Genomic DNA, 11,733 nt, shown 5'->3' on the forward strand with positions numbered 1-11,733 from the left:
AACGAACGAAACGAAATCATTCCGTTTCGTATATGCTCGTCGGCATGAGCGCTTCCACCACCCAGAACGTGTCCATCACCCCGGACGACGCGGCGGACATCGTCGCCCGCCTGAACACCACCTTCGCCACCGGCCGCACGAAGCCCCTGGCCTGGCGCAAGGCCCAGCTGCGCGCCCTGCGGCGCCTGCTCGTCGAGCAGGCGGACGCCTTCACCGCCGCGCTCCACGCCGACCTGGCCAAGAACGCCACCGAGACGTACACCACCGAGATCGGTTCGACGATCAACGAGATCGACCACACCCTGCGCCGCCTCGACCGCTGGCTGCGCCCACGGCGCGTTCCCGTCCCCCTCGGACTGCGCCCGGGCCGGGCCCGTACGGTGCGCGAGCCCCTCGGCACCGTCCTGATCATCGCCCCCTGGAACTACCCCCTGCACCTGGCCCTCGCCCCCCTGGTCGGCGCGATCGCGGCGGGCAACACCGCCGTGGTCAAACCCAGCGAACTCGCCCCCGCCACCTCCGCCGCGCTCGCCCACTGGCTGCCCCGCACCCTGGACACACAGGCGGTGACCGTGGTCGAGGGCGCCGTGCCGGAGACGACGGCCCTGCTGGAGCAGCGCTTCGACCACGTCTTCTACACCGGCAACGGCAAGGTCGGCCGCATCGTCATGACGGCCGCGGCGCGCCACCTCACCCCGGTCACCCTGGAACTGGGCGGCAAAAGCCCCGCCGTCGTGGAACCGGGCACCGACCTCGCGACGGCGGCCCGCCGCATCGCCTGGGGCAAGTTCATGAACGCCGGTCAGACCTGCGTCGCCCCCGACTACGTCCTCGCCATAGGTGAGACCGCAACCGCGATCGAACCCCACCTGAGCACCGCGATCCGTGAGATGTACGGCACCGACCCGGCGCAGAGCGCCGACTACGGCCGCATCGTCAACGAACGCCACTTCGACCGCCTGACCGGACTCCTCGGCGACGGCCGGACCGTCACCGGCGGCGAGCACGACCGCGCCACGCGCTACCTCGCCCCGACCGTCCTGGCCGATGTCGACCCCGACGCGCCCGTGATGAGCGAGGAGATCTTCGGTCCCGTCCTGCCGATCATCCGTGTCCCCGACCTCGACGCCGCGATCGCCTTCATCACCGCCCGGGACAAGCCCCTCTCCCTGTACGCCTTCACCGCCACCGCAACGGCCAAGCGCCGCCTGGCCTCGGAGACATCCTCCGGCGCCCTGTCCTTCGGGGCCCCCATCGCCCACCTCGGCGTCCCCGGCCTCCCCTTCGGCGGCGTCGGCGAGAGCGGCCTCGGCCGCTACCACGGCGAGTACTCCATCGACACCTTCAGCCACACCAGGGCCGTCCTCGACAAGCCCCTCCTCGCCGACACCTTCCGCCTCGCCTACCCGCCCTTCACCCCCTCGAAGTCCCGACTCCTGCGCCGCCTCCTGTGAGGAACACGGCCCGCACCGGCACGGTGCCGGGCCGCACGGGTCAGACCGTCGGGCGGCCGGTCTCGCAGGTCCACCCCGCTCAGGTCCTCAACGGCCCGCTCCGCTGCCTCACCCACGCCAACCGCCGCGGCCCCGCCTGCGACGAGCCGCGGACCTGCCGGTCGGTCCGGGCGGGGCTGCCTGACGACGCGAAAGCCACTCGCCGATGAGCTCGCGGCCGGTCTCCGAGCCGGGCACCCGTGCGGCGTCGGCGCGTCCTCATCCCCCCAGCACACGGGTGGCGGTGTGGATCGCCAGCCCGGCCAGCGCGCCGACGACCGTGCCGTTGATCCGGATGAACTGCAGGTCACGGCCGATGTTGGCCTCGATCTTGCGAGCCGTCTGGTCTGCGTCCCACCCGGCGACCGTCTCGGTGATCAGCGACGTGATCTCGTGCCGGTAGGTGGTGACCACGTAGGAGGCCGCACCCTCGACCCAGTCGTCCACCTTGTGCTGGAGCCGCCCGTCCGCCGCCAGCCGCCGGCCCAGTGACAGCAGCGACGAGCGCGCCCGCAGCCGCAGCGCGCTCCGCTCGTCCTCCGCGGCCGCCACGATCATCGCCCGGACCGACGACCACGCCGAGGCGATCAGCTCCTGCACCTCGTCCCGCGCCAGCACCTCCGACTTGAGCCGCTCCACCCGCGCCCGGGTCTCCGGATCGTCCCTCAGATCGCGGGCGAAGTCCCCCAGGAACCGGTCCACGGCGACCCGCGCCGGATGGTCGGGCACGTCGCGGACCTCCGCCGCGAAGCGCAGCAGCTCCTTGTAGACGCGCTCGCCGATCCTGTGGTCCACGAACCGGGGCGTCCAGCCGGGCGCGCCGCCCGCGACCGCCTCCATGACCTGCTCCCGGTGGTTCACCAGCCAGTCGTGGGCCCGCACGCACACCAGGTCCAGGGCGCGCCGGTGCCCGTGGTCGTCGACGACGCGCTCCAGCAGCCGGCCCAGCCCCGGCGCGATCTCCCGCGCGTCGGCACGCCGGTTGATGGCCTCGCCCACGACGGCCTGCACGTCCGCGTCCCGCAGCACGGTGAGCGCGCCGCGTACGGCGGCCGCCAGTTCGGCCGTCACCCGGTCCGCGTGCTCGGGTTCGGCCAGCCACCCGCCGAGCCGGGAGCCGATCCCCACGGCACGCAGCCGGGAGCGCACCACGTCGTCGGAGAGGAAGTTGTCCCCGACGAAGTCCCCGAGGTTCTGCCCGAGCTGGTCCTTCTTCGTACGGATGATCGCCGTGTGCGGGATGGGCAGCCCCATCGGCCGCTTGAACAGGGCCGTGACGGCGAACCAGTCGGCCAGCGCCCCGACCATGCCGGCCTCGGCGGCCGCCGCGACATAGCCGGCCCACGGCCCCGCCCCGGCGTGTTCGGCCCACGTCGCCAGGCCGTACACGACGGCGGCCAGGACGAGCGCGCCCGTCGCGATCGCCTTCATCTGCCGTACGCCGCGCTGCTTCTCCACGTCGGCCGCCGTGAACGCGCCGAGATCCCGGGTGATCCCGCCCGTCCCGCCCCGACCACGCCCGCCGCCGTGCGCCCCGTCCACCGCGTCCTGCTCTGTACGTGTCATCACTCCACCCGTTCCGCGCCTGGCACCGATTGTGCGGGGTGAGCGCCCCGAACGGGGAACGCGCCCGGCGTGAGGTGCGTCCGGCGGGCCCGGAAGTCCGGCCCGCCGCCGCACGCGATGTGTCGCAGCACGCCCCCCGGGCACGTGACGGGCGGCGTGCGGGCGCGTGGGACCATGGCACCCGCGAACGACCGGTGCGGAGGGGCGACCGAGCATGACCACTGGCACACCGACCGCGCGGCGCGGCCCGGGCTACCTCCTGCTGGCCGGGCTCGCCGCGCTCGTGATCGCCGTCTCGGGCGTCATATACGTGGGGTTCGGCGGCGGCAACGCCGGCGCCGGGAGCCCGTCGGGCGGACCCGGCACCGGCGCGGCGACCTCCTCGGGCAGCTGGGTCGGCACCTGGGCCACCGCTCCCGCCGCGGCCGAACCCCACAACCCGCACGGCCACCCGGACCGGTCCCTGCGCACCATCGTCCGCACCACCGCGGGCGGGACGGCGACCCGCGTCCACCTGTCCAACGTCTTCGGCACGGCCCCGCTGACCGTCGGCCACGCCACCGTCGCCGTGGCCGCCGCCCCCAGCACCCCGACCGCCAAGGCCGGCACCATGCGGCGGCTGACGTTCGGCACCGAGCCGTCGGTGACCCTGCCACCCGGCGGCCGCGTCGTCTCCGACCCGGTGCGGCTCCGCGTCCCGCAGGCCACCGACCTGCTGGTGACCGTCCACACCCCCGGCCTCTCCGGCCCCGCGACCTACCACCCCTTCGCACGGCAGACCAGCTACCTCGCGCACGGCGACCGGGCCGGCGCGATCGAGGGCACCGCCTACACCGAACCCACCCCGTACTGGCGGTACGTGACCGGTGTGGACGTCTGGACCACCGAGACGACCGGCGCGATCGTCGCCCTCGGCGACTCGATCACCGACGGCATCGCCTCCAGCACCGGAGCCAACCGCCGCTGGACGGACTTCCTCGCCGAGCGGCTGCGCACCGAGCCGGGCGCCCCGCCCCACAGCGTCCTCAACGCCGGCATCAGCGGGAACCGGGCCTTGGCGGACGCCCCCGCCGGCTCCCCGTCCAACGGCGAGAGCGCGTTCCACCGGCTGGAGCGGGACGTCCTCTCCCGCGCCGGCGTCCGCACCGTCGTCCTCCAGCTGGGCCTCAACGACCTGATGCGCTCACCCCGGCGGATGGACGCGGAGACCCTCGTCAGCGGCCTGGAGCAGCTGGCCACCCGGGCACGGCAGCGCGGACTGCGCGTCGTCGGCACCACACTGACCCCGTTCGGCGGCCACGACCAGCACACGCCGAGGCTGGAGGCCGTCCGGCTCGCCGTCAACGAACGCCTCCGCACGAGCACGGCCTTCGACGCCGTCGCCGACTTCGACGCGGCCCTCCGCGACCCGCGGGCCCCGCACCGGCTGCGTGCCGCCTACGACTCCGGGGACCACCTCCACCCGAGCGACAACGGCAACCGCGCCCTGGCCGCCGCCGTCGACCTCGCCGCCCTCCGTCACACGCCCCGGACCGACGCGACGGAGCTGTGACACCGGCGGGGGCGGTCACCCCCGGCCGGACGGGCCCGCTCCGCCGTCCCGGCCCTCCGTGTACAGGCGCGCGATGACCTGTTCGATGTCCGGCTCCCGCACCGACAGGTCGGCCAGCGGATACCGTGCGGCGATGGCCGCGAGCACGGGCGCCGCACTGGCCGCCGCGGGGAACGCGAGCCACTGGCGCGGTCCGTCGGCGCGCACGAACCGGGCACCGGGCACCGCGATGGGCGCCGTCGGGCGCTCCAGGTCGACGACGAGGACGCGTTCGCTCTCCCCCGCCGCGTGCAGGGCGTCGAGCCCGCCGTCGTGGACCAGCCGCCCGTGGTCGATCACCATGACCCGGTCGCAGAGCTGCTCGATGTCGCCGAGGTCGTGGGTGGTGAGCAGCACCGTCGTGCCGCGCTCGGCGTTGACCTCCCGCAGGAAGCCGCGCACCTTCGCCTTGCTGACGACGTCCAGCCCGATCGTCGGCTCGTCGAGGTAGAGCACCTCCGGGTCGTGCAGCAGCGCCGCGGCGATGTCCCCGCGCATGCGCTGCCCCAGGGAGAGCTGCCGCACCGGCACGTGCAGCAGCGGAGCCAGGTCGAGCAGCTCCACGCAGCGCTCCAGGTTCGCCCGGTAGCGCGCCTCCGGGACGCGGTACAGGCGCCGCACCAGGGCGTAGGAGTCGCGCAACGGCAGATCCCACCACAGCGTCGTGCGCTGGCCGAAGACGACACCGATCCGGCCGGCCAGCCGCGTGCGTTCCCGCGCCGGATCGATCCCGGCGACCCGCAGCCGTCCGCCGCTGGGCGTCAGGATGCCGGTGAGCATCTTGATCGTCGTGGACTTCCCGGCGCCGTTCGGCCCGATGTAGCCGACCATCTCGCCGCGCCGGACGGTGCAGCTGATGCCGTCGACCGCCCGCACCTCGTGCCGGGTGCGGCGCAGCCGCCCCGCCGAGCGGCGCACGGTGAAGACCTTCTCCAGGCCGTCCAGTTCGATCAGTTCCACGTCGCTCCCCCCACAGGTACGGACACCGGTCAACTCCCCGTGCTGCGATAGCCGCGCAGCCCCCGCCGCCACGCCGCGGCCGCCACCGCGCAGCACAGCGCGGCGACGGCCGGCGAGGCGAAGTCCACCCACCCCGGCAGGCCGAGCGGATCGTCGCGCCCCAGGACGCGCAGGGCGGGCAGCCAGTTGACGAAGGCGAGCGGCACGACGAACGTGACGCCCTTCACCAACTCCGTCGCGAAGACCGTCGGCGGATACTGCAACAGCGTGTTGCCGCCGTAGGTGAAGGAGTTCTGCACCTCCGACGCGTCCTGCGCCCAGAACTGGAACGCCGCCCCGCAGGCGAAGACCGCCCCGAAGATCGCGGTGCCGCTCAGCACCATGACGGGCACCAGGGCCACCTGCACGGCCGACCAGGCGGCCGTCTCCAGCTGCGTCAGCGACCAGCCCAGCACGAGCAGGCTCTGGCTGACGCGGCCGAGGCGGCGCAGCGCGAAGCGGTCGGCCGCCACCTGGAAGAAGACCGGCACGGGGCGGACCAGCAGGGTGTCCAGGGTGCCGTCCCGCACCCGGGCCCCCAGCTTGTCCATCGAGCCCAGCAGGAGGTCGGCCAGGCCGAGCGCCATGCCGGTCGTGCCGTAGAGGAACGCCACCTCCGCCACGGTGAAGCCGCCCAGCGCGTCCACGTGCGTGAACATGATCATGATGGCGGCGAAATCGAGCCCGGTGACGGCGAAGTTGACCGCCACCGCCATGAGGAACGACGCCCGGTAGGCGACGGTCGAACGCACCCACATCGCCACGATCAGCCCGTAGGCCCGCGCTCCGTCAACCACCCTGCACCACCACCCGGCGGATCGCCACGCGCTGGAGGAGCCGCCCGGCGCCCAGCAGCGCGAGCGCCCACAGCGCCTGGAAGCCCAGCGCCCGCGCCGCGTCCGGACCCTGCCGCACCTCCAGCAGCACGTCGGCCGGGACCTGGAGCATCGACGACCACGGCAGCAGCCGCACCGTCTCCCCGAACGCGCCGGGGAAGAGCGTCAGCGGCAGCAGCATGCCGGAGAAGAAGACGCCGAGCAGCCCGCTCATCGCGCTCACCCCGCTGCCGTCCAGCAGCCAGAACGACGTGAGCACCACCAGGTACCGCAGCGCGAACCCCACCACCACGCCGAGCGTCACCGACGTCAGGAACAGCAGCCACGGCAGCGGCGTCGTCGGCAGCGCCAGCGGGAACGCCAGCGCCCCGACGGCCAGGGGGACCACGCCCCGGCCCAGCAGCTGGAACGCCGCCCGCCCGAGGTCGGCGGCCAGCCACCACAGCTGGAGGTCGGCGGGCCGGTAGAGGTCCACCGCCACGTCACCGCTGCGGATCCGGCCCTGCAACTCGTTCTCGGCCCCGCCGCCCATCAGCGCGGTGGCGGCGAGCAGGGCCTGCCCGATCCACACGAAGGCGAGGGCCTGCGGCAGGTCGTAGCCGCCCAGCCGGGGGCGCTCGCTCCACAGCGCGGTGAAGGTGAAGGCCAGGATGAAGCCGAAGGCCGTGTTGGTGACCACCCCGGCGACGGTGGCGACGCGGTAGGTGGCGTACCGGCGGAAGCTGCCGACGGCCACCACGAGGGCGAGCCGCGCGGCATGCATCGTCCGGGTCCCCTTCGGCGTCGTCCGGCCACGGGCCGACGGAAGCCCGTCGGTGGCGGTGGCGGTGGTGTGAACGCGCCGGATCGGTGGCGCGGCTGGGGGAGCCTAGCGGCGGGCCCGGGCGGCGGGCCACCGGTTTTCCACCGGACGCCACGCCGCCCGGGGACCGGTTCGCCGGGATGCTGGAGTGTCCTGGGGGGTGATGACGTTTGCTGCGTGTTTGAGTGCTATGGGAAGAAGATCCCGAAACCCTCGGGCAGGTCTGCCCTGCGGAACGAGACGCCGGACGAGGAGTCTGCGGACAGATGAGTGACGAGCCGACACGCGGCGACGACGCGACCCCCGGCGACGACGCCCCGGGCCCCGCGCACGGCACGGGCCCGGCCGACGAGGCCGCCGCCCCCACCGCGTCCGGGGAGCGCCGCACCCGACGGCGCACCGGGTGGCGGCGCCTCCTCCCCACCTGGCGCATGCTCGTGGGCGCCTTCCTGGTCTCCGTGGTGCTCGCCGCGGGGGCCCTCGTCCTCGGGTACCTGCTCGTGCCGATCCCCGAGCCCAACCGCGCCGCCACCGCGCAGAGCAACGTCTACCTCTACTCCGACGGCACACTGCTCGCCAAGGACGGCGACGTGAACCGGGAGAACGTGACGCTGGCCCAGGTGCCGAAGGACACCCAGCACGCCATGCTGGCCGCCGAGGACCGCGACTTCTACCACGAGTCGGGCGTCGACCCGACGGCCATGGTCCGGGCCGGCTGGAACATGCTGCGCGGCGAGGGCACCCAGTCCGGCTCCACCATCACGCAGCAGTACGTCAAGAACTACTACCTCTCGCAGGAACGGACGCTCACCCGCAAGGCGGAGGAGTTCATCATCGCGATGAAGCTGGACCAGGAGGTCGGCAAGAGCGACATCCTCGCCGGATACCTCAACACCAGCTACTTCGGCCGCAACGCCTACGGCATCCAGGCCGCCGCCCACGCCTACTACGACAAGGACGCGAGCGACCTCACCACCGCCGAGGGCGCCTACCTCGCGGCGCTCGTCAACTCCCCCAGCCGCTACGACGTCATCGCCAACCCCGACAACGAGCCGCGGGCCGTCGCCCGCTGGAACTACGTGCTCGACGGCATGGTCGGCGAGGGCTGGCTGACCGAGTCCCGGCGGGCCGCCATGGAGTTCCCCACGCCGCGCGCGATCGAACCGCCCATGGCGCTCTCCGGCCAGCGCGGCTACCTGCTGGAAGCCGTGCGGGACTACCTCGACAGCCACGGCATCGTCAGCACGTCGCGGCTCTCCGGCGGCGGCTTCCGCATCACCACCACCCTCGACAAGGACCGGCAGGAAGCCCTCGTGCAGGCCGTCGAGGAGCAGTTGCAGAGCAACCTGAGCGAGGACCGCGAGGTGGACGCCTACGTGCGCGCGGGCGGCACGTCCATCGAGGTGGCCACCGGCGACGTCGTCGCCATGTACGGCGGAGTGGACTACACCGAGCAGTACACCAACAACGCCACCCGCACCGACTACCAGGCCGCCTCCACCTTCAAGCCGTTCGTCTACGCCTCCGCCATCGCCAACAAGTCCCGCACGCAGAAGGGCGAGGCCATCGGCCCGAGCAGCGTCTACGACGGCACGAGCAAGCGCGAGGTCGTCAACGACGGCCACGCCATCGGCTACAACCCGCAGAACGAGGGCGACCGGTCCTTCGACGACATCCCCGTCAGCGAGGCCATGGACCAGTCCGTCAACGCCGTCTTCGCCCAGATGGGGGTGGACGTCGGGCCCGACAACGTCCGCGAGACGCTCGTCAACGCCGGCATCCCCGAGGACACCCCCGCCCTGCGCGACGCCGGCGCGTCCATCTCCCTGGGCACGGCCACCCCCAGCACCCTCCACCTCGCACAGGCCTACGCCACCCTCGCCCACCACGGCGAACGCGTCGACCACCGGCTGGTGACCGAGGTCACCCGGGGCAAGGAGGAGATCAAGGTCCCCGAGGTCGACGGCGTACAGGCCGTCCCCCGGGTGGCCGCCGACGCCGCCACCGCGCTGCTCCGGGGCGTCGTCGAGGGCGGCACCGGCACCGCCGCGCAGAGCGCCGGCCGGCCGGCCGCCGGGAAGACCGGGACCGCGGAGAAGGACCGCGCCGCCTGGTTCGCCGGCTACACGCCCGAGCTCGCCACCGTCGTCGCCGTCATGGGCCAGGACCCCGAGACCGGCGCCCAGAAGGCCCTGCACGGCGCGGCCGGGCTGGCCAAGATCAGCGGCAGCGGCTTCCCGGCCCGCATCTGGGGCCAGTACACCGCGGCCGCCCTGGCCGGGGAACCGGTCCGCGCCTTCGAGCTGTCGCCGAAGGTGCCCAAGCCCTCCCCGCTGCCCAGCGACGGCGCGTCCGGCAGCCCCGAGGAGGACGGCGGCGACGACGGGGAGGACGGCGGCGAGCCGTCGGACACGGGCCCCACGGCGGTGCGGGGCGACGGCTCACCCGACGGCACGGGCGACGGCGGCGGCGCCAGCAGTGGTGACGGCCCGGGTGACGCGGCCGACGGAGCGGAATCCGACGGCTAGCCCGACGGCGGGCGGGGGCCGGCGACCCGCTGGCGACACCGGCCCCTCGGCCTCAGTGGCCCGACGTCGCCTTGAGGCCGACCACGGCGACGAGCAGCAGCGAGATGAAGAAGATCCGGGCCGCCGTCACCGGCTCACCCAGGACGGCCATCCCGACGATCGCGGCACCGGCGGCACCGATGCCGACCCAGACGCCGTAGGCCGTACCGATCGGCAGCGTCCTGGCCGCCTGTGCGAGGAGCAGCATGCTCGCCGCGAAACCCAGGACCGTGAAGACACTCGGCCACAGCCGCGTGAAACCTTCGGTGTAGGGCAGCCCGACGGCCCAGCCGACCTCCAGCAGACCGGCCACCACCAGCAGAACCCACGCCATGACGCACACACCTTCCGTGAGGGATCACTCATCAGGTGCGTCGTCTTTGCCTTCACCCGGGGCGGTACGTCCTCACGTCCCCCACCCGGAGCGTTCCGGTACGGCGCGTCTCGTCGGAACTCCGGACATCCTACCCGAAGACGGACATCACAGGTAGAGCCCGGTGGAGTCCTCGGACCCGGCCAGCCGCTCGGCCGCCACCGCGTGCAGGTCCCGCTCGCGCATCAGCAGGTACGCGACACCGCGCACCTCCACCTCGGCGCGCTCCTCCGGGTCGTACAGCACCCGGTCGCCCGGCTCGACCGTGCGCACGTTCTGGCCCACGGCCACGACCTCCGCCCAGGCCAGCCGCCGGCCCACCGCCGCCGTCGCGGGGATCACGATGCCCCCGGAGGAACGGCGCTCCCCCTCGGGCACGTCGGTACGGACCAGCACCCGGTCGTGCAACATCCGGATGGGCAGCTTGTCGTCGGTCGTGTGCGTGCTCACGGGCCGACCGTATCCCAGGCCGCCACGCCGCCGCGCCCGGGCTCCGTCAGCGGTGCCTGCGCCGCGAGGAGAGGTACAGACCGGCCACGGCGACCGTGACCAGCGCCAACGGCACCACCCGTGCCAGGCGGGGCGCACCGTCCTCCGTCACCAGCTGGTCCCGCACCGAGCCCACGGCGCGGTTGGCCGCGAGGTAGGCACGTCCCGCCGTACGGTCCACCGCGGCGGCCGCCCGGGCCCTGGCGCCGTCCGCGATGGTCTTCGGGTGCACCCGCACCGCGATCTCGTCCAGCGTCGCGGCCAGCTGCTCCCGTCGGCGGACGATGTCCGCCTCGATCTGCGCGGGGGTCCTGTCGGGCACCGCAACTCCTCCGTCGAGCCGTCGCTTACGTCATGACTGCTGGACAGTCTGTCAGCTCACTCCCGTCCGCGCCCCACCACACCCCCGTTTGCGGCGCGGCTAGGCTCGGGGGCACGCATCACGACAAGGAGAGCCACCATGAGCGAGCGCCTGCAGCCCGGCGACACCGCCCCCGCCTTCACGCTCCCCGACGCCGACGGCCGGCAGGTCTCCCTCGCCGACTTCGCGGGTCGCAAGGTCATCGTCTACTTCTACCCCGCCGCGCTCACCCCCGGCTGCACCAAGCAGGCCTGCGACTTCACCGACAACCTGGGCGTCCTCGCGGACGCCGGCTACGAGGTGATCGGCGTCTCCCCGGACAAGCCGGAGAAGCTCGCGAAGTTCCGCGAGCAGGAGGACCTCAAGGTCACGCTCGTCGGCGACCCGTCGAAGGAGACGCTCACCGCGTACGGCGCCTTCGGGGAGAAGCAGATGTACGGCAGGACGGTGACCGGCGTCATCCGCTCGACGATCGTCGTCGACGAGCAGGGCGCCGTGGAGCGGGCCCTGTACAACGTGCGTGCCACCGGCCACGTCGCCAAGCTCCTCAAGGACCTCAAGATCCCCACCGACTGACCCCACGAGGCCCCGAAGCCCACCCCCTGACCGGCGTAACCGGCCGCTCCCCTGTTCGTTGAACGAACAGAAGGGCGGCC

At 73.3% G+C, this 11,733-nt stretch carries 11 protein-coding genes; 4 read left to right on the forward strand and 7 right to left on the reverse strand.

All coding sequences use genetic code 11. The features are described 5' to 3' along the window. The first annotated feature begins 44 nt into the window (after window positions 1-44). Window positions 45-1,454 carry an aldehyde dehydrogenase family protein gene (locus tag IF129_RS04835; protein WP_191208107.1) on the forward strand — a complete coding sequence of 470 codons (1,410 nt, stop codon included), beginning with the start codon at window positions 45-47 and terminating at the stop codon, window positions 1,452-1,454. Between the two features lie 258 nt (window positions 1,455-1,712). Here the strand turns inward: IF129_RS04835 and IF129_RS04840 are convergent, their stop codons facing one another. Further along, window positions 1,713-3,059: a DUF445 domain-containing protein gene (locus tag IF129_RS04840; RefSeq protein ID WP_224754242.1), complete on the reverse strand. Its 1,347-nt coding sequence runs from the start codon at window positions 3,057-3,059 to the stop codon at window positions 1,713-1,715. 214 nt (window positions 3,060-3,273) lie between these two features. Between IF129_RS04840 and IF129_RS04845 the strand changes: the two genes are divergently transcribed. Then, window positions 3,274-4,611 carry an SGNH/GDSL hydrolase family protein gene (locus IF129_RS04845; RefSeq protein ID WP_191208109.1) on the forward strand — a complete coding sequence of 446 codons (1,338 nt, stop codon included), beginning with the start codon at window positions 3,274-3,276 and terminating at the stop codon, window positions 4,609-4,611. 15 nt (window positions 4,612-4,626) lie between these two features. Here IF129_RS04845 and IF129_RS04850 read toward each other — a convergent pair whose 3' ends face one another. Genes IF129_RS04850 through IF129_RS04860 form a run of 3 tightly spaced genes read right to left on the reverse strand, consistent with a single transcriptional unit; the run spans window position 4,627 to window position 7,248 of the window. Beyond that, a complete protein-coding gene (locus tag IF129_RS04850; RefSeq protein ID WP_224754243.1) occupies window positions 4,627-5,643 on the reverse strand; it encodes an ABC transporter ATP-binding protein in 1,017 nt (338 codons plus the stop codon). Then, window positions 5,640-6,407, reverse strand: a complete 768-nt coding sequence (locus tag IF129_RS04855) for an ABC transporter permease (RefSeq protein WP_191208293.1) — start codon at window positions 6,405-6,407, stop codon at window positions 5,640-5,642. The genes IF129_RS04850 and IF129_RS04855 overlap by 4 nt, the downstream gene beginning before the upstream one ends. Before the next feature lie 31 nt (window positions 6,408-6,438). Then, window positions 6,439-7,248, reverse strand: coding sequence for an ABC transporter permease (locus IF129_RS04860; protein WP_191208111.1), 810 nt, complete (start codon window positions 7,246-7,248; stop codon window positions 6,439-6,441). Window positions 7,249-7,553: 305 nt separating this feature from the next. On the opposite strand from IF129_RS04860, the gene IF129_RS04865 reads away from it, so the two are divergent. Beyond that, window positions 7,554-9,815: a transglycosylase domain-containing protein gene (locus IF129_RS04865; protein WP_191208112.1), complete on the forward strand. Its 2,262-nt coding sequence runs from the start codon at window positions 7,554-7,556 to the stop codon at window positions 9,813-9,815. A gap of 52 nt (window positions 9,816-9,867) precedes the next feature. On the opposite strand, the gene IF129_RS04870 is transcribed toward IF129_RS04865, so the two are convergent. The 3 genes from IF129_RS04870 to IF129_RS04880 form a co-directional block, all read right to left on the reverse strand. Then, on the reverse strand, window positions 9,868-10,188 hold the full coding sequence (locus IF129_RS04870) for a DMT family transporter (RefSeq protein WP_191208113.1): 321 nt from the start codon (window positions 10,186-10,188) through the stop codon (window positions 9,868-9,870). Between the two features lie 147 nt (window positions 10,189-10,335). Continuing rightward, the gene (locus IF129_RS04875) at window positions 10,336-10,638 is read right to left on the reverse strand and encodes a GroES family chaperonin (RefSeq protein WP_191208294.1); all 303 of its coding nucleotides are present in this window, start codon (window positions 10,636-10,638) and stop codon (window positions 10,336-10,338) included. Between the two features lie 85 nt (window positions 10,639-10,723). Then, the gene (locus tag IF129_RS04880; RefSeq protein WP_191208114.1) at window positions 10,724-11,038 is read right to left on the reverse strand and encodes a DUF3618 domain-containing protein; all 315 of its coding nucleotides are present in this window, start codon (window positions 11,036-11,038) and stop codon (window positions 10,724-10,726) included. 138 nt (window positions 11,039-11,176) lie between these two features. On the opposite strand from IF129_RS04880, the gene bcp reads away from it, so the two are divergent. Further along, a complete protein-coding gene (gene bcp / locus IF129_RS04885) occupies window positions 11,177-11,653 on the forward strand; it encodes a thioredoxin-dependent thiol peroxidase (RefSeq protein ID WP_191208115.1) in 477 nt (158 codons plus the stop codon). Window positions 11,654-11,733: the final 80 nt, after the last annotated feature.

Source organism: Streptomyces chumphonensis, from assembly GCF_014779715.1.
Lineage (GTDB): Bacteria > Actinomycetota > Actinomycetes > Streptomycetales > Streptomycetaceae > Streptomyces > Streptomyces chumphonensis.